The 17,652-nt window shown below is 71.7% G+C and carries 18 protein-coding genes and 1 riboswitch; of the genes, 5 read left to right on the top strand and 13 right to left on the bottom strand.

Annotated elements, in window-relative coordinates; translation table 11 throughout:
- Positions 1 to 2 precede the first annotated feature (2 nt).
- On the bottom strand, positions 3 to 3,089 hold the full coding sequence (locus ACTWNK_RS02280; RefSeq protein ID WP_474301816.1) for an AfsR/SARP family transcriptional regulator: 3,087 nt from the start codon (positions 3,087 to 3,089) through the stop codon (positions 3 to 5).
- Positions 3,090 to 3,221: 132 nt separating this feature from the next.
- Here ACTWNK_RS02280 and ACTWNK_RS02275 point away from each other — a divergent pair, with 132 nt between their 5' ends.
- Positions 3,222 to 4,238, top strand: coding sequence for an NADP-dependent oxidoreductase (locus tag ACTWNK_RS02275; RefSeq protein WP_474301815.1), 1,017 nt, complete (start codon positions 3,222 to 3,224; stop codon positions 4,236 to 4,238).
- Here ACTWNK_RS02275 and ACTWNK_RS02270 read toward each other — a convergent pair.
- The 11 genes from ACTWNK_RS02270 to ACTWNK_RS02220 form a co-directional block, all read right to left on the bottom strand.
- Positions 4,207 to 4,461 (bottom strand): lipopolysaccharide assembly protein LapA domain-containing protein, encoded by a 255-nt coding sequence (locus ACTWNK_RS02270; RefSeq protein ID WP_474301814.1) that lies wholly within the window; start codon positions 4,459 to 4,461, stop codon positions 4,207 to 4,209. The genes ACTWNK_RS02275 and ACTWNK_RS02270 overlap by 32 nt on opposite strands.
- A 41-nt stretch (positions 4,462 to 4,502) precedes the next feature.
- On the bottom strand, positions 4,503 to 5,537 hold the full coding sequence (locus ACTWNK_RS02265) for an ABC transporter ATP-binding protein (protein ID WP_474301813.1): 1,035 nt from the start codon (positions 5,535 to 5,537) through the stop codon (positions 4,503 to 4,505).
- Entirely contained in the window at positions 5,534 to 6,352 is an 819-nt protein-coding gene (locus ACTWNK_RS02260; RefSeq protein ID WP_474301812.1) for an ABC transporter permease, read from the bottom strand. The genes ACTWNK_RS02265 and ACTWNK_RS02260 overlap by 4 nt, the downstream gene beginning before the upstream one ends.
- A gap of 63 nt (positions 6,353 to 6,415) precedes the next feature.
- Positions 6,416 to 6,808, bottom strand: a complete 393-nt coding sequence (locus tag ACTWNK_RS02255; RefSeq protein ID WP_474301811.1) for a TOBE domain-containing protein — start codon at positions 6,806 to 6,808, stop codon at positions 6,416 to 6,418.
- 73 nt (positions 6,809 to 6,881) lie between these two features.
- Complete coding sequence (locus ACTWNK_RS02250) at positions 6,882 to 7,553, bottom strand: (2Fe-2S)-binding protein (protein WP_474301810.1); 672 nt, start codon at positions 7,551 to 7,553, stop codon at positions 6,882 to 6,884.
- Positions 7,550 to 8,329, bottom strand: a complete 780-nt coding sequence (locus tag ACTWNK_RS02245) for an ABC transporter ATP-binding protein (protein ID WP_474301809.1) — start codon at positions 8,327 to 8,329, stop codon at positions 7,550 to 7,552. Before ACTWNK_RS02245 ends, ACTWNK_RS02250 begins: the two co-directional genes overlap by 4 nt.
- Positions 8,326 to 9,375 carry a FecCD family ABC transporter permease gene (locus ACTWNK_RS02240; RefSeq protein WP_474301808.1) on the bottom strand — a complete coding sequence of 350 codons (1,050 nt, stop codon included), beginning with the start codon at positions 9,373 to 9,375 and terminating at the stop codon, positions 8,326 to 8,328. The genes ACTWNK_RS02245 and ACTWNK_RS02240 overlap by 4 nt, the downstream gene beginning before the upstream one ends.
- Complete coding sequence (locus ACTWNK_RS02235; RefSeq protein WP_474301807.1) at positions 9,372 to 10,382, bottom strand: ABC transporter substrate-binding protein; 1,011 nt, start codon at positions 10,380 to 10,382, stop codon at positions 9,372 to 9,374. Before ACTWNK_RS02235 ends, ACTWNK_RS02240 begins: the two co-directional genes overlap by 4 nt.
- A 152-nt stretch (positions 10,383 to 10,534) precedes the next feature.
- Positions 10,535 to 10,730, bottom strand: a riboswitch (cobalamin riboswitch).
- A 25-nt stretch (positions 10,731 to 10,755) separates the two neighbouring features.
- A complete protein-coding gene (locus ACTWNK_RS02230; RefSeq protein ID WP_474301806.1) occupies positions 10,756 to 11,109 on the bottom strand; it encodes a hypothetical protein in 354 nt (117 codons plus the stop codon).
- Positions 11,110 to 11,130: 21 nt separating this feature from the next.
- Positions 11,131 to 11,535 carry a hypothetical protein gene (locus ACTWNK_RS02225; RefSeq protein WP_474301805.1) on the bottom strand — a complete coding sequence of 135 codons (405 nt, stop codon included), beginning with the start codon at positions 11,533 to 11,535 and terminating at the stop codon, positions 11,131 to 11,133.
- Entirely contained in the window at positions 11,532 to 11,894 is a 363-nt protein-coding gene (locus tag ACTWNK_RS02220; protein ID WP_474311148.1) for a hypothetical protein, read from the bottom strand. Before ACTWNK_RS02220 ends, ACTWNK_RS02225 begins: the two co-directional genes overlap by 4 nt.
- Between ACTWNK_RS02220 and ACTWNK_RS02215 the strand changes: the two genes are divergently transcribed.
- The 4 genes from ACTWNK_RS02215 (at position 11,785) to ACTWNK_RS02200 (ending at position 17,182) form a co-directional block, all read left to right on the top strand.
- Positions 11,785 to 13,758 (top strand): oleate hydratase, encoded by a 1,974-nt coding sequence (locus ACTWNK_RS02215; protein WP_474301804.1) that lies wholly within the window; start codon positions 11,785 to 11,787, stop codon positions 13,756 to 13,758. The two genes, ACTWNK_RS02220 and ACTWNK_RS02215, sit on opposite strands and share 110 nt — an antisense overlap.
- Before the next feature lie 55 nt (positions 13,759 to 13,813).
- Complete coding sequence (locus tag ACTWNK_RS02210; protein WP_474301803.1) at positions 13,814 to 15,370, top strand: PucR family transcriptional regulator; 1,557 nt, start codon at positions 13,814 to 13,816, stop codon at positions 15,368 to 15,370.
- A gap of 103 nt (positions 15,371 to 15,473) precedes the next feature.
- Entirely contained in the window at positions 15,474 to 16,778 is a 1,305-nt protein-coding gene (locus tag ACTWNK_RS02205; protein WP_474301802.1) for a type III PLP-dependent enzyme domain-containing protein, read from the top strand.
- Positions 16,779 to 16,846: 68 nt separating this feature from the next.
- Positions 16,847 to 17,182 (top strand): HIT family protein, encoded by a 336-nt coding sequence (locus ACTWNK_RS02200; protein ID WP_474310816.1) that lies wholly within the window; start codon positions 16,847 to 16,849, stop codon positions 17,180 to 17,182.
- A 13-nt stretch (positions 17,183 to 17,195) separates the two neighbouring features.
- Here the strand turns inward: ACTWNK_RS02200 and ACTWNK_RS02195 are convergent, their stop codons facing one another.
- Positions 17,196 to 17,633: an iron chaperone gene (locus ACTWNK_RS02195; RefSeq protein WP_474301801.1), complete on the bottom strand. Its 438-nt coding sequence runs from the start codon at positions 17,631 to 17,633 to the stop codon at positions 17,196 to 17,198.
- Positions 17,634 to 17,652: the final 19 nt, after the last annotated feature.

Raw genomic sequence — 17,652 nt, 5'->3', positions numbered from 1 at the left:
GCCTAGGAGCGCTCACGCTCGGCGCCCCGCTGCTCGTCGTCGGCCACAGCACGAGCAGCCGGGGCCCGGTCTCCGGTCCTGACATATCCGGCTTCGTCGAGCCGACGCCTGATCCGCTCCACATCGCCGCGCTCGCCATCGGGCAGCGGAGCGCCGACCGACGCCCGCATCGCCGTCGCGGCGTCGAGCAGATCGGCCGCCCGGTCGTACTCCCCCGCCAGCGCCCACGCCCCGGCCAGCCCCTCGCACGCCAGGGCCACAGCACGAGGGTCGCCGAGGCCGGTCGCCACCGCGTGGCCTTCGGTGTGCAGGGCGATGGCCGCCTCGGTGTCCCCCCTCAACTCGGCGACGAATCCCAGCTCGGCCAGCGCCAGAGCCGCGCCCGGCTCCCCTCCGGCCATGCGCAGCCACTGCAGCCCGGCCCGCATGTGGGTCTCGGCCGCCTCCAGCCTGCCCTGCCTCCGCGCGCCCAGCGCCAGGCCGATCGCGGCGAACGTCTGCGCACTCCTGTCCGCCTGGGCGAGCGCCAGCTCCAGGGCCCGCTCGTGCAATGCGGCGGCGGCGTCGAGATCGCCGGTCAGCAGTGCGATACGCCCCAGCCCGGACAGCCGGTAGGACGCCTCGGTCCAGAGCTCCAACTCCTCGGCGAGTGCCAGCCCCTCCCGGTGCAGCCGGGCGGCCCGGTCGTAGTCGCCGCCGATCTCGGCCAGCTCGGCCAGCGCATTGGTGGCCCGCAGCCGACCCCACCCGTCGCCCACCTGCCCGAACAGGCCTTCGGCCCTGGCCGCGTCCCGCTCGGCATCGGCCAGGTCGCCCCTCGCTCTCGCCACGGTCGCGCGTACGGCGAGCACGGCGGCCGTGCCCCACACATCGCCGTTCTCGCCGAACCCGGCCAGCGCCCGTTCGGCGAGCGCCGCCGAGCGGTCGAGGTCGAACCCCCTGTACGCATAGGCGAGCAGCCAGGCGTCGGCGGGATCGGCGGGCCACTCCTCGACGCCTTCGACGGGCTCGCCGCCGAGCATGAGGCCGATCGCGGCATGCCACACCCCGGCCTTGGCACTGCGACCGCGTACCTCGGCCAACGCCCGGTGCGCCTCGCCCAGACGACCGCGCAGGACCCAGTACCAGGCCAGCGCGAGGGTCAGCCGCTCCGCCTGGTCGCCGTCGGCCGCCGCGAGCGCCGCACGCAGGTTGGCGCTCTCGCGGTCCAGCCTCCGCAGCCATGCGGCCTGGCCCTCGCCCCTGAGGTACGGCTCGGCCCGTTCGGCGAGCGCCAGGTAGTAGCGCACGTGTGCCTGCCGTACCCGGTGGTCCTCGCCCGATGAGCGCAGGTGTTCGGCCGCGTAGGCGGACACCGATTCGAGCAGCCGGTAGCGGGGGCCCGCCACGACGCTCACCAGCGACCTGTCGACCAGCCTGCCGAGCGGGTCGAGGACGTCGAGCTCGCCGAACCCGGCCGCCTCCAGCGTGCAGCCGTCGGCATGCACGGTCAGGCGGCGCAGGAGCACGCGCTCGTCGTCGGCCAGCAGGTTCCAGCTCCAGTCGATCATCGCCCTGAGCGTCCGCTGCCTGGGCGGCGCGCCCCTGTGTCCCGCGGCCAGCAGCCTGAACCTGTCGTCGCCCCCGCCGAGCCGGTCGGCCAGCTCCCGCACGCCCATCACGCGTACCCTGGCCGCGGCCAGCTCCAGCGCCAGCGGCAGCCCGTCGAGCCGCAGGCAGATCGCGGCCACCGCCTCGGCATCGTGCTCCCCCAGCGTGAAACCGGGCGCGGCGGCGGCCGTACGGGCCGCGAACAACCGCACGGCGTCCGACCGCAGCACCTCGGCGGGCCCGGCGGCCGGATCCGGAAGTTCGAGCGCAGGTACGGCGAGCACGACCTCACCGGTGAGAGCCAGCGGCTCCCGGCTCGTGGTCAGCACCCGGAGCCCGGGCGAGGCGGCGAGCAGGACCGCGACCAGCTCGGCGACCGGCTCGACGACATGTTCGCAGTTGTCCAGCACGAGCAGCGGCGAGCGCCCGCGCAGGGCGTCGGCGAGCCGGACCGGCGCGGCCTGACCCGCGACGCCGAGATCGTCGCGGATGCCGAGCACGACGTTCACCACCTCGGCGACGACCTCGACCGGCGCTCCGCGTTCGACGGCGGCCAGCTCGACCAGCCAGGCCCCTTCGCCGGGCCCGGCCGCCGCCGCCTCGATCGCGAGCCTGGTCTTGCCCACACCGCCGGGCCCGGTGAGCGTCACCAGGCGGGCGGCGTCGAGCGCGGCGGCGACCCGGCCGAGCTCGGCGTTCCTGCCGATCAGCTCGGTGAGCGCCGAAGGCAGATTGCCCGGCCTTCTGCGGCCCGAGCCGCCGAGCGCGGGGTCGTGACGCAGGATCGCGCGGTGCAGTGCGGCCAGGTCGGCGCCGGGGTCGAGGCCGAGTTCACCCGCCAGCCGGTCGCGGATGTCGGCGAAACCGGCGAGCGCCTCGCTCTGGCGACCGGCACGGTACAACGCGGTGAGATGGGCGGCGCGCAGCCGTTCCCGCAGCGGGTGCACGGCGACGACCGGGGCCAGCTCGGCGGCCAGCCGGTCGTGCTCACCGAGCGCGAGAACGGCTTCGGCGCGGTCCTCGACGGCGACCAGCCTGGCCTCTTCGAGCCCGGCCGCCGCCACCCTGACGTACTCGGCGTCGGCGTGGTCGGCATAGGCGGGCCCGCGCCACAGCGCCAGCGCCTCGGTCAGCAGGCCGGCCCTGGCCGCGGGGTCGTCGCTCGCCCTGGCCCGTGCGGTGAGCGCGGTGAAGGCCGCGGCGTCGGTCCGGGCGTCGAGCCGGTAGCCGGGCGCCTGGTAGACCAGCAGGTCCCTGCCGCCGGGCTCGGCGTCGCCCAGGGCCTTGCGGAGCTGGGAGATCTTGCTGCGCAGGGTGGCGGTCGGGTTGCCGGGCGGGTCGTCGCCCCACAGGTCGTCGACCAGGCGGTCGGTGCCCGCCATCCGGCCCTCGTGGGCGAGCAGGTCGGCCAGCAGGGCCCTGACCCTGGCCTCGGGAATCCTGACCCGCTCTCCCGCGTCCGTCCAGACGGTGACCGGACCAAGCACCCCGAAACGCATACGGGCCACGGTATCGGGCGGCCGTCAACGGACCGGAATCGTTCCGGAACCGCTTCCCGGCATCGTTCCCCACACGCGATGTTCCCCACACGCAATGTCCCCCGCACGCGATCACCTGCTGAGGAGCACACCATGTCGTACGAGATCCGCCTGGCCGCCCGTCCGGTCGGCGAGCCTGCGCAGAGCGACTTCGTCCTGGCCGACACCGAGATCCCGGAGCTCGCCGACGGCCAGATCCTCGTCCGCAACACCTGGATGTCCGTCGATCCCTACATGCGCGGCCGGATGGACGACGTGCCGTCCTACATTCCGCCGTTCCGGCTCGGGGAGGCGCTCGACGGCGGTGCGGTCGGCGAGGTCGTCGCCTCCCGCGCCGCGGGCGTGCCGGTCGGGGCCACCGTGACGCACTTCCTGGGCTGGCGTGAGCACGCCGTGCTCGACGCCGCCGCCGCGACCGTCGTCGACACGACCCTGGCCCCCGCCCAGGCCTACCTCGGCGTGCTCGGCACACCCGGCCTGACCGCGTACGCGGCGCTGACCAGGACCGCTCCCGTACGGCAGGGCGACGTCGTGTTCGTCTCGGCGGCGGCCGGAGCCGTGGGAAGCGTCGCGGGCCAGCTGGCCGGACGGCTCGGCGCCTCCAATGTGATCGGCTCGGCCGGAGGCCCGCTGAAGGTGAAGGAGGTCGTCGAGACGTTCGGCTACGACGTCGGCCTCGACCACCGCGCCGGGCCGATCGCCGACCAGTTGGCCGAGGCGGCGCCCGAAGGCATCGACGTCTACCTGGACGCGGTCGGCGGCGACCACCTGGAGGCGGCGATCGGCGCGATCCGCGAGGGCGGCAGGATCGCCATGGTCGGTGCGATCAGCGGCTACAACGCCACCTCGCCCGTGCCGGGCCCGGCCAATCTGTTCCGGGCGGCGACCAAGGAGGCCACCCTGCGCGGCATGCTGGTCACCTCCCACCTGGATCTGTTCCCCGAGTACGTCGCCCAGGCCTCGGCCTGGCTGGCCGACGGCTCGCTGAGGACGCGCGAAACGGTGGTGACCGGGCTGGACCGGGCGCCCGCCGCCCTGCTCGCGGTGTTGCGCGGCGGCAACACCGGCAAGATGCTCGTCAGGCTCGACGCCCCTTCTCCGGCCGCCTGAGCAGCAGCCCGATCAGCACGCCGACCAGCACGGCGACGAGAAGGGCGATCCACTGGGGCGAGCTGACCGAGATCATCAGCCACTCGACGGTCACCGTCGCCCTGTTCTGCGAAATGAAGATCACAGCCAGCACGATCAGCACGAGCACGAGCCAGAACCGAGGCGGCACCGCCCGGATCCTGGCGCCGAACCCGGCCGAGGCGGAAGAGGTCGGTTGTGTCATGGGTCCCCCCTGATCAGGGGGGATTCGTGTTGTCCATGGTGTCATGCCGGGTAGGCATGAGTCTCGGTAGCTTTGACGGACGCCCATACGTGTCGCCCCGGCGAAAGGTCGAGTTCGGCCACCGCGGCGGGCGTCACATCGGCCGAGGCGGCGATCGGCCCGGCCAGATGGACGCGCATGTTGTCGCCGTGGCGTTCGACGCCGTCGATGGTGGCCTGCCAGAGGTTGCGCGGCGTGCCGTCCGGCCGGACACGGTAGAGGGCGACGGCCGACGGTGAGAACGCGACGAAGGCGGGGCCCTCCAGCCGTTCCGCCGTGCTGAACACCACCTCGCCCACCTCGACGTGCTGCCCCCTGGCCTGTCCCCGGTACAGGTTCAGCCCGACCAGCCTGGCCACGTAGTCGGTGCGCGGCCGCCGGGCCACCTCCACCGGCCTGCCCTCCTGGACGACGGCGCCCCCCTCGATGACGACCAGCCGATCGGCCAGCACCATGGCCTCAAGCGGGTCGTGCGTGACCAGCACGGTGGCCCCGCCGAAGTCGGCCAGGTGCCCCCGCAACCGCGAGCGGATCTCCAGCCGGGTGTGCGCGTCCAACGCCGCCAGCGGCTCGTCCAGCAACAACAACCTCGGACGTACGGCAAGCGCCCTGGCCAGGGCCACCCGCTGGGCCTGACCACCCGACAGGCGGCCCGGCCTGGCCGAGGCGTGCTCGGCCAGGCCCACCCGGTCGAGCCACTCGGCCGCCACCCGTCTGGACTCGGCCTTGGAGGCCCCCTTGCAGCGCGGGCCGAAGGCGACGTTGTCGAGCGCCGACAGATGCGGGAACAGCAGGTAGTCCTGGAACACCATGCCGATCGGCCGCCCCTCGGCGGCGACGTCGTCGAGCCTTTCGCCGTCGAGCGTCACATGGCCGCCACGCGCCGGTGCGGTGAGGCCGGCCAGCAGGCGCAGCGCGGTGCTCTTGCCCGCCCCGTTGGGCCCGAGCAGCGCGACGACCTCACCGGCGGCCACGCGCAACGACAGGTCCAGGGTGAAGCCCGGCCTGCTGACCAGCAGCCTCGCCTCCAGTGTCATGGCGTGCTCACCCATCGGTCGCGCAGGCTGGCCAGCACGACGACGGAGACGGCCAGCAGCACGAGGCTCAGCACGATGGCCGCCTCGGGCTCGCTCTCCAGCGCGAGATAGACCGCGAGCGGCATCGTCTGCGTCCGGCCGGGGAAGTTGCCCGCGAAGGTGATCGTCGCGCCGAACTCGCCGAGCGCCCTGGCCCAGCACAGCACCGCACCCGCCACCACGCCGGGCGCCACCAGCGGCAGCGTCACCCGCCTGAACGTCACCAGCCGGGAGGCGCCCAGCGTGGCCGCGGCCTCTTCGTACCTCTGGTCGGCGGCCCGCAACGCGCCCTCCACACTGATCACGAGGAACGGCATGGCCACGAACGCCTCGGCGACCACCACACCGGCCGAGGTGAACGGCAGCGACAGGCCGAACCACTCGTACAGCCACTGCCCGACCAGCCCGCGCCGCCCGAGCACCAGCAGCAGGGCGACACCGCCGACCACGGGCGGCAGCACCAGCGGCACCGTGATGAGCGCCCGCACCACCCGCCGCCCGGGGAAGGCGACCCTGGCCAGCAGCCACGCCAGCGGGACGCCGAGCACCAGGCAGATGGCCGTGGCCAGGGTGGCGGTGACGAGCGAGAGCCGCAACGCCTCCAGCACCTGCGGCTCGGCCAGGCGCGGCAGCAGCGTCGACCAGGGCGCCTTGATCAGCAGTCCGGCCAGCGGCAGCACCAGGAAGGCCATGCCGAGCACGGCGGGCGCCACCAGCACCCAGGGCAGCCTGCCCTTGATCACGCCCTGCCCCTGATCACGTTGGCCCTTGATCATGTGTTGCCCTTGATCACGTCGGCCTCGCCGTCTCGGTCGGCACCTCGCGCACGTCCGGCTCCTCTACCCGCCGGGGACCTCCACGACGACATTGGTCGACTTGATCACCGCGACGGCGACCACGCCCACCTCGAGCTTCAACTCGTCGGCCGCCTGCCTGCTCATCAGCGAGACCACCCGGAACGGCCCCGCGGCGATCTCCACCTGGGCCATCACCGCGTCCCTGATCACCTCGGTGACGATGCCGCGGAACCTGTTGCGCGCCGACGACTGCCCCGTGCCGCTCTCCGCCTCGATCTGACCGCGAGCGAACGCCGCCAGATCGGCTCCGGCGACCGTGCGGTGGCCGTGCTCGTCCCTGTGGGCGCTCAGCCGTCCGCCGTCGACCCATCGGCGTACGGTGTCGGGGCTGACACCGAGCAGGTCGGCGGCCTCGCTGATCCGGAACGTCGTCACGGGGTCCACCTTACCGCCGCCTCACCTGGCATCTGCGAGTGCGTATGGTCGTCAGGCCTCGCAGTCGCAGGGTCTACCGGTCGAGGGTGCAGTCGCCGCAACGGCTGCCGCCCGGCACCCGGTAGTACAGGCAGCAGCTGCGCCTTCGGAAGGTCAGGGCCGGTCCGGTGAACGCGCCGGTGCCGCGGAGGTCGCCGGTGGCCAGCAGCCGGTCGACCAGCCCGGTCAGCGCCGCACGCCGGTCTGGCCTGGCCGCGAGCACGTCGCGTGCCGCCTCCGCGAGCGCCGATCCGGCGTTGCCGTGCAGCAGTCTCGGTGCGACCTTCACGGTCAGGGCCTCGGCGGTCGCGGCCAGGCGTTCGGTCATGACCGTGCGGTACAGCAGGGCGGCCAGTTCGGGCTCGGCGGGCGCGTACCAGCCCTTCGCCTCCGGCAGGCCCAGTGCCGGGCCCGCGCACTCCTGGTGCAGGTCGGACAGGTCGGGCACGACGCCGTGCAGGACGGCGCAGCCGAGCAGAGGCGCCCACAGCCTCGCCGCGTGGCCGAGCTGGACGACGGAGGCGGCGATGCGGTGCTCGGGCGAGCCGTACCTGCGGATGCGTTCGGCGACCAGGTGCGGCAGGCCGGGCGGCACCGGCCGCCAGCCCTCGCCGCGTACGCCGACGGGCAGGGCGAAGAAGGTGCCGAGCCCGGCGACGTCGGCGAGGGCCGAGGCGACCACCTCGGCCGGGGCCGCGCGCGTCATCCCGGCACCACGCTGACCTGCGGGACGCCGGTCAGCGGGTGCGGGCGTACCTCGGCCTCGACCCGGTAGACCTCGGCCAGCAGCTCGGCCGTCAGCACCTCGACCGGCGGCCCGGCCGCGACCAGCCGTCCACCGGCCATGACGCAGATACGGTCGCAGAAGGCGGCTGCCAGATTGAGGTCGTGCAGCGCCACCACCGCGGTGACGCCGAGCCCGCGTACCAGGCGCAGGGCGTCGAGCTGGTGGCGCAGGTCCAGGTGGTTGGTCGGCTCGTCCAGCACCATCGTGCCCGCCCGCTGGGCCAGCGCCCTGGCGATCAGCACCCGCTGCTTCTCCCCTCCCGACAGCCGGTCGAAGGGCGCGTCGGCCAGCTCCGTGACGTCCAGTCCCGCCAGCGCCTCCCGTACGATCTCCCGGTCGTGCTGGTCGTCGCCCTGGAAGGCGCGTTTGTACGGGCTGCGGCCCATCGCCACCACGTCGTACACGGTCAGCTCGAACTCGCCGGGCGCCTCCTGCAGCACCGCGGCCAGGCGTCTGGCCAGGCGTTTGCCGCTCATCCGCCAGACGTCGTCGCCGTCGAGCGTCACCCGGCCGGATGTCGGGCGCACGGCTCGGTACAGGGTTCTGAGCAGGGTGGACTTGCCCGCGCCGTTGGGTCCGACGAGTGCGACGACCTCGCCGGGCGCCACCTCGACACGGACGTCCTGTACGAGCGGCCTGCCGTCGACGACGACGCCGACGCCGTCGATCAGCAGGGCGGCCGGGGTGTCGGTCATCGTGCCGCCTTTCGCCGCATCAGCCACAGGAAGAAGGGACCGCCCGCCAGTGCGGTCAGGATGCCGATCGGGATCTCCTCGGGTGCGATCAGCGTCCGCGCCGCGAGGTCGGCCGCGATCAGGAACGCCGCGCCGAGCACCGCCACCGCGGGAAGCGCCCTGCGGTGGTCGGCCCCGACGAGCAGGCGTACGACGTGCGGCATCATCAGGCCGACGAAGCCGATCGCCCCACTGACCGCGACGATCGCACCGATCATCAGGGCGACCAGGACGAACAGCCAGCCCCTGAACCTGTGCACGTTCAGCCCGAGCGCCGATGCCGCCTCCTCCCCGGCCAGCAGCAGGTTGAGCGGACGCGAGACGCCCAGCAGCACGCAGGTGCCGAGCAGTACGGCCGCCATGGGGATCCAGACCAGCTCCCAGGTCGTGCCCGCGAGCCCGCCCAGCATCCAGCGCAGTGCCGAGTCGGACTTGTGTGGATCGCCGGATGTGATGATCAGATAGCTGGCCACGGCCGAAAGCACCTCGGCGGTGGCGACTCCCGCCAGCACCAGCCGCACGGTGGTCATCCGCCCTCCGGCCCGCGCGAGGAAGTACACCGCGACCAGTGCGCCCAGCGCCCCCGCGAACGCCGCGACCGGCAGCGAGAACGCCCCCAGCACGGTGACGCCCGACACCATGACCACGACCGCCCCCACCGAAGCCCCGGAGGAGACGCCGAGCAGCATCGGATCGGCCAGCGGATTGCGGACGAGCGCCTGCAGGGCCATCCCGCACACCGACAGCCCCGCGCCCACGACCCCGCACAGCAGGATCCTGGGCACGCGCACGTCCATCACGATCGTCTCCCTGACCGCCGTCCACACCGGCTCGACCAGCGCCGGATGCACGCGGTGCAGCACGATCGCCCACACCTCGCCGAACGGCACGCCGACCGACCCGACCGCGACGCCCGCCGTACCCGCGAGCACCAGCACCCCACCGAGCACCACCAGCACGACCGGGTACGGCAGGCGCGCGGCGCGTGCCGTGACGAGCTTGGTCACGCGAACCGATCCGGGTGGATCTGCGTGGCCAGCGAGCGCACGGCCTCGGGCACGCGCACGCCGAGCACCGCCGACGACAACGGCAGGACCGCGAACCGCTTGTTCTTGATCGCGGGCACGTCCTTGAGCGCCGGGTTGGCCAGCAGGAACTCCTTCTTCTTGGCCACGGGCTGGTCGCCGTAGTCGTAGATGACGATCACGTCGGGCGAGCGGTCGGCGACCTGCTCGAAGGAGACGTCGGCCCAGGTCTTGTTCACGTCGGCGAAGATGTTGCCCGCCCCGGCCAGCTTGATCATCTCGTTGCCGATTCCCGCGCCGCCCGCGGTGAAGGCGGTCTTCTCGCCGCTGTCGTAGACGAACACCTTCAGCGGGTCGACGCCGTCGAGCTTGGCCTTCACCCCGTCGAGCACCGTGCGCATCAGCACGACCTGCTCGTCGGCGCGCTCGGGCACGGCGAAGATCTTGCCGATCGTGCGGATCTCCTCCTCGATCAGCGCCGCGTTCACCGGGCCTTCGGGGCACTGCTCGAGGTTGACGTAGGAGGGGATCCCGGCCTTGGTCAGCGCCTCACGGCTGCGGCCGGACTTCTCGTCGAACCCGCTGGCGAACCCCGCGTACACGAAGTCGGGCTCGGCCGACAGCAGCACCTCGTAGGAGGGGTACTCCTTGGCCAGCACCTTGATGCCCTGGTACGCGCTCGCGAACTCAGGAAGGACCTTGTCGTCGAGGTAGGCCGTACCGACCATCGACTTGGCCAGGCCGAGGGCGAGCATGATCTCGGTCGCGTGCTGGTTGAGCGTCACCGCGCGCTGCGGCGGACGCTGGAAGGTACTGCTCACGCCGCAGTTGGTGATCGTCAGCGGGAACCCGGCGAGCGCCGAGGGCGCGGCGGCCGTGGGGGGCGTGGGAGGCGTGGCGCTGGTCTGGCCGGTGGCGCCGCAGGCGGAGGCCAGCATGGCTGTGACGATCAGGGGGATGGCAAGGAGCGAGCGTCGGCTCGTCGTCATGACGGGTCCTTTCACTCACGGGCGAGCCCGTAGAGCGGGGGCGATGAGCCGGATCATCGAAGAAGGGACCCGTGACGCGGACAGCCCGAAGGACCTCATGCCAGTCGGCACGGCGACCACCGTTCCTCTCTTGGGGAGATCCGCCCCAATTTCTGTGAGGAGGCGACCGCGTGAGTCTCCTGGCTCTCGGGTCTGGGCTCGTCCCGGCCTTCCCACCCGTATGGGCAGTGGCTCGTTCGGGATCCGCTCGCCGATCACAGTGGCGGGACCGCACCGGATTCACACCGGTTTCCTCGTTCCGCCGTCGCCTACGCCGCCCATGCTCGCACAAAGCCCAGCAAAACCATGCGCCACCCCCTGCTGCGCCCCACCTTCACCAGCTCTCCCGCCACCAGTGCCAGTCGCCCCGCTCATGCACGATCATGAGCCCCGCCGCCGGATCCGCGTTGTTCACCGGCTCCTCACCGCCCGGCCGCCACAGATAGCCCGAAGGCTCATACGCGTGGCCGTGGCTCTCCACGAAGAGCACCTGCCCGTCCTCTCTGTAGACGTGGTCGAACATGATCTCCCCGATCCGCACCGGCCCCTTGATCTCCGCCCCCTCCTTCCGCAGGCTCATCGCGGCCTTCTCCATCTCCCCCATCGACCTCTCGAACCGCCCGAAGTACCACCCACACCCCTGCACCAACACCGCCAGCACCACACCCACCACGACCAGCTTCCGCACGATGCTCCCCCGCTTCCGCGTCTAGTAGCAGCGCCAATCGCCGTCCCAGTCGTGCGAGTCGTACGCCTCGACGATGACGCGTCCGCCCTTGTCCTGGGGTTCGAAGTACAGGGAGATCGTCGCCTTGCTCTCGACTCCGGCGACCGTCACTCCTTCGTAGTGGCGTTGGATCTCCTGCGGGGTCAGCCCGGTCCGCATGGTGATCCGCACGCGGTAGTCGCAGGAGCTACCGCTGCCGCCGACCAGGTTCTTGCCGAAGACCGCGTCGCCCTCCCGGTAGAAGTGGTCCTGCGTCTGCGGAGGCCGGGGACGGTCGTGGAAACGCTGGTAGAAGTCATCCAGCCGCCCGTCGTCCCGCCAGACCGGCACCAACACCGCCAGCCCCAGCCCGAGAATCGGCAGCAGCGCCAGCCATCTCGCCTTCACGCGACCGCCTCGCCAGCCATCTCGCGCAGGCTCCTGCGCAACACCTCCACCGCCTCGCCGTCGACCCGCAGCTCCACCCAGACGCTCTCCCGCACCCCCAGGTCCTCCGCCGCCTCCGGCGTGAACCCCAGCCGTACCCCACCGTCCTCGAACGCGACACCCGTCAGCCCGCCGTACGTCGTGCGCTGGTCCTCTCGGACGATGCAGTAGGTGTTCATGTCCCCTTCGTCCGGGTCGTCGGGCGATGGCATGAAGATCAATGCGACGCCGTCCCCGTCCTCGAACTCCGCGATCCCGAGCACGTCCTCGTCCCGCCCGACCACGCGCGCCACCATGCTCCCCAGCGGCTCATATGTCATCCGAAACACTCCTCCACGAAGCAGACGAAAGGACACTCCGCCCCTGTGTGAGTCCATACGCCCACGGGCAGGAAGATCACGTACACGGTGGGTGATCGGGGGCGGAATGTACTACAGCAGTGGGAACTATGAGGCTTTTGCGCGGCCGCGTAAACCGGAAGGTGTGGACGGGAAGACGGCGTGGTTCGTGGGGGCGGGGCTGGCGTCGCTGGCGGGGGCGGCGTTCCTCGTCCGGGACGGCGGGATGGCCGGGGAGCGGATCACCGTACTGGAGCGGCTGCGGCTGCCGGGCGGAGCGCTGGACGGGATCAAGGAGCCGGAGAAGGGGTTCGTGGTCAGGGGCGGGCGCGAGATGGAGAACCATTTCGAATGCCTCTGGGACCTGTTCAGGTCGATTCCCTCGCTGGAGATCGAGGGCGCGAGTGTGCTCGACGAGTTCTACTGGCTGAACAAGGACGACCCGAACTTCTCCCTCCAGCGCGTCACCGAGAAACAGGGCCAGGACGCCCACACCAACGGCCTGTTCGCCCTCAACGACAAAGCGCAGAAGAACCTCGTCAAGGTATTCCTCGCCACCCGCGAGGAAATGGAGGACAAGCGCATCGACGAGGTGTTCGGCGAGGACTTCCTGAGCAGTACGTTCTGGCTGTACTGGCGCACGATGTTCGCCTTCGAGCAATGGCATTCGGCGCTGGAGATGAAGCTCTACCTGCATCGCTTCATCCATCACATCGGCGGCCTGCCGGACTTCTCGGCGCTGAAGTTCACCAAGTACAACCAGTACGAGTCGCTGGTGCTGCCGCTCTACACCTGGCTGCTCGACCAGGGTGTGGTGTTCCATTTCAGCACCGAGGTGACCGACGTCGACTTCACCTTCCGCGGCAACAGCAAGCAGGCCTCGCACCTGCACTGGAAGCGCGACGGCGAACCGGGAGGCGTCGACCTCGGCCCGGACGACCTGCTGTTCATGACGATCGGCTCACTGACCGAGAACTCCGACAACGGCGACCAGCACACGCCCGCGCGCCTGAACGAGGGCCCGGCCCCGGCCTGGGACCTGTGGCGTGCCATCGCGGCCAAGGACCCGTCCTTCGGCCGCCCGGACGTGTTCGGCTCGCACATCCCACAGACGAAATGGGAGTCGGCCACCGTCACCACGCTCGACGAGCGCATCCCGCGTCACATCCAGCGCGTGTGCAAGCGCGACCCGTTCAGCGGGAAGGTCGTCACCGGCGGCATCGTGACCGTGCGTGATTCGAGCTGGCTGCTCAGCTGGACGGTCAATCGGCAGCCGCATTTCAAGCAGCAGCCGAAGGACCAGATCGTCGTCTGGCTGTACAGCCTGTTCGTCGACGTGCCTGGCGACTTCGTGAACAAGACGATGAGCGAGTGCACGGGCGAGGAGATCACCCAGGAATGGCTCTACCACCTCGGCGTGCCGATCGAGCAGATTCCCGACCTCGCCGCGAACGGCGCCAAGTGCGTCCCGGTGATGATGCCGTACGTGACGTCGTTCTTCATGCCGCGCAAGGCGGGCGACCGGCCTGACGTGGTGCCGGAGGGCGCGGTGAACTTCGCCTTCATCGGGCAGTTCGCCGAGAGCACCCGCGACTGCATCTTCACCACCGAGTACTCGGTGCGCACCCCGATGGAGGCGGTCTACCAGCTGCTCGGGATCGAGCGCGGGGTGCCGGAGGTGTTCGGCTCCACCTACGACGTGCGCGCGCTGCTGGCCGCGTCCAGCCGGCTGCGCGACGGCGAGGAGCTGCGTCTGCCCGGTCCGGACGCCTTGCGCGGGCACCTGCTGCGCAAGCTGGACGAGACCGAGATCGGCCAGTTGCTCAGCGAGTACAAGCTGATCTGAGCCTGGATAGCACCGCACCCGAATGTGCTTTTCGGGGTGTGCGTATCCTCCAGCCATGAAGTGGGTCACGCTGCGTGAGCTGCTCGCCTTCGACCAGGCGGGCGTGCTTCGCCTGCTCCTGGCGCCCTCGGGCGAGGACGTCAGGATCGAGGGCATGCTCATCGGCGACGAGGGCCCTGCCCGTTCGCACGCGGGCAGGGTCGTCCTGGCCACCGGCATCGGCGTCCGCGAGGCCGCGATGCGCGACGCCGCCGCCGTCGTCGTCCGCGCCGAGTACGACCTGTCCGACGAGACCTTCGCCTTGGCCGAGCAGTACGGCATAGCGCTGCTCGCACGGGCGGAATGGGCCGACTGGGACGACGTCGCCGCCCTGCTGCGCTCCGCGCTGTCCTACGCCGAGGCCGGACGCGGCGACCGGATGGCCGATGCCACGGCCGGAGGCGGGCTCGCCGCGCTGGCCTCGGTGCTGGCCGAGTTCACCGGCGGGTCGATCACCATCGAGGACACCCGGTTCCGGGTGCTCGCCCACTCGGCGACCAGACCCGAGGCCGACGAGTTGCGCCTGTCCACGATCCTGGGCGGCAAGGTGCCCGACTGGCGGGTGGAGGAGCTGCGGGCCAGCGGGCTGCTGCGCACGCTGTGGTCGTCGAGCGAGGTGATCGACCGACCGGCCGACGGCGACACGCCGCAGCGGCTGATCGTCGCCATCCGCAGCGGCAGGGAGATGCTCGGTTCGATCTGGGCCGCCGCCGACGGCCGTACCCTGACCTCCGAAGCCGCGGGCGCGCTGCGCAGGGCGGCCGAGGTGGCGGTGCCGTACCTGCTGCAGCATCGGCTGCGGGAGAGCGGGGCCAGGCGCAGGGAGGAGCACGCGCTGCGCGCTCTGGTGACGGGCGAGGGCGACATGAGCACGCACGCCTGGTCGCTGGGGCTCTCGCCGGGGATGCGGTGCGCGGTCGTCGTGGCCGAGCACGAAGGGCCGCAAGGGGCGGCGGCCGACCGGGTGCTGGGTGTGCTGGGGCTGCAGGCGGCCTCGCACCGGGCCGCCGCCAGGGTGCTGAGACGCGAGTCAGGCGTGGTGGTCCTGCTGCCGCTGGCCGACGCGGACGCGCAGGGACTGCTGGCCAGGGAGCTCGACACGCTGGCCGCCTCGATCCCGGGCGCGGGGACCGTGTGGGTGGGCGCGAGCTCGCCGGTGGCCTCGCCCATGCTGGCGCACCTGGCCAGGCAGGAGGCCGAGCTGGTGGTACGGGTGCTGCGCGAACGCGGCGGCTTCGAGGGGCGGCGGCACGCACTGGCGACCGAGGTGGCACCGGCGGTGGACGTGCTGCGGGTGCTCGACGCCGTCAGACCGGTGCTCGAACACGGCAGCGGCGCCATCCACGACCTGGTCAGGACCGATCGGGCGGCGGGCGGCGAGCTGATCCGCTCGATCGCGGCCTACCTCGACGCGGCGGGCGACGTGGGCGCGGCGGCCAGGCGGCTCGTGCTGCATCCCAACACGCTGCGCTACCGGCTGCGCAGGGCGAAGGAGCGATTCGGCGTCGACCTGGAGGACCCGGACACGCGCCTGCTGCTCACCCTGACCGTCCGACTGGTGGACGAGGCTTAGCGAAGCGGACAAATCGCATGGTCGGCTTTGGCCCGTCACCTGAAGACGCCGAAAGGGCCGATGCCCGAACCTCGATGGAGTTCCCCCACCCAGGAGTCCGTACGTGATTGCCAGCAAGGTCGCCGACGTCGTCCGCCACGCCCTCGACACCGGAGCACTCGGCGAGGAGCACCTCGTCGCCGGTTTCCTCGACACCGACGGCGTGCGCGCCTCCGTCGCCGATCTGCGTGAGGCCTTCGGGCCCGGGGTGCTGCACACGTTCGCGGCCAAGGCCGCCTCGCTCGTGCCCGTGCTGCGGCTGCTCGCCGCCGAGGGCATGGGGTGCGAGGTGGCCAGTCCAGGCGAGCTGCGGATCGCGCTCGACGCCGGGTTCGACCCGGCGGTCATCGTGTTCGACTCCCCGGCCAAGACCCGTGCCGAGCTCGCCCAGGCGCTCGAACTCGGCGTCGCCGTCAATGCCGACAACCTCGACGAACTCCGCCGCATTGACGCGTTGCGCGAGGACACCAGTGCCTCCGTCGTGGGGCTGCGGGTCAACCCGCAGGTCGGCAGCGGCGCGATCGGCGCGATGAGCACCGCGACGGCCACCTCCAAGTTCGGCGTCGCCCTGTGCGACCCGGGCGCGAGGCAGGCCGTGGTGGCCGCGTTCGCCGCCAGGCCGTGGCTGACCAGGCTGCACGCCCACGTCGGTTCGCAGGGCTGCCCGCTCGACCTCATCGCCGCCGGGATCGCCGCGACGTACGAGCTCGCCGAGGAGATCAACGCCACGATCGGCCGCAGGCAGATCACCAGCATCGACATCGGCGGCGGCCTGCCGGTCAACTTCGCCGACGACGAGACCACCCCCACCTACGCCGAGTACGTCGCCACCCTGCGCGAGGCCGTGCCCGGTCTGTTCGGCTACGACCTGGTGACCGAGTTCGGGCGTTCGCTGCTGGCCAAGAACGGCTTCATCGGGGCACTGGTGGAGTACACCAAGGACGCGGGCGGACGGCGCATCGCGATCACCCATGCGGGCGCGCACGTCGCGACCAGGACCGTGCTCATGCCCGGCGCCTGGCCCCTGCGCGTCAGCGCCTACGACGCCAAGGGCCTGGCCAAGGAGGGCCCCCTCCTCGCCCAGGACGTCGCGGGCCCCTGCTGCTTCGCCGGCGACGTGGTGGCACACGCGCGTGAGCTGCCCGAGCTGGAGGAGGGCGACATCGTCGTCCTGCACGACACCGGCGCGTACTACTTCTCCACCCCGTGGTCCTACAACAGCCTGCCCTACCCCGCCGTCCACGCCTTCACCACGACCCCCGACGGCCTGCTCACCCTGTCCACCGTACGGCCGGCGCAGACGCTCGACGAGATCGCCCGGATGAGCGGCGACGCGTTCGCCGACGCCATGCTCACGGCAGGCCGGTGAGCGGCGAGCGGTCATGACCTGCTTCTCGACGGGGTGATCCGGCGCAGCAGGACGGGAGCGTCCAGGACATCGCGCCCGTCACGCCGGGCCACCTGCTCGTCATCCCCCGCGTGCATGCCGTGGGCCTGGAGGACCTCGACGAGGCCACCAGCACCCATGCCTGGCGCATCGGCCACCGCATGGCCCGTGCCCTGCGCCGCTCCGGTCTGCGGTGCGAGGGCGTGAACCTCTTCCTGGCCGACGGCGAGGCCGCCTTCCAGGAGGTCTTCCACTTCCACCTGCACGTGATCCCGCGCTTCCCCGGCGACGGGTTCCGCGTGTCGGCGGACCAACGCGTTCAGGCGCGGCCCGTGCTGGACGAACACGCCGGGGCGGTACGGGCGGGGCTCGCGGCGCTGGGGTGAGCCCCGCTTCGCCTCAGCTCGCCGCGCGCTCGATCAGGGAAGCGATGCGGGCCTCGTCGGCGGGTGTGAGGGTGGTCAGGGCGTAGGAGGTGGGCCACATGGTGCCGTCGTCGAGGGCGGCGACGTCCTGGAAGCCGAGGGTGGCGTAGCGTGCCTTGAACTTGGGCGCGGGCTGGAAGAAGCAGACGATCTTGCCGTCCCGGGCGTAGGCGGGCATGCCGTACCAGAGCTTCGGCCTGAGGGATGGGGCGCTGGAGGCGACGATGGCGTGGATGCGCTCGGCGATGACGCGGTCGGCGTCCTCCATCTCGGCGATCTTCGCGAGCACGTCGGCCTCCTCGTCCGCCTTGCCGCCCCGGCGCGCGGTGGCCTTGAGCTCCTGCGCGTGCGCCTTCATCGCCGCGCGCTCCTCGTCGGAGAACCCTTCGAACGTCCTGGTCGTGGCCTTCATCGCCGTGCTCCTTCGCTGT

Source organism: Nonomuraea sp. IBHARD001, assembly GCF_056106265.1.
Note: the sequence above shows the minus strand (reverse complement) of the source record. Positions and strands in the feature narration are given on the sequence as shown.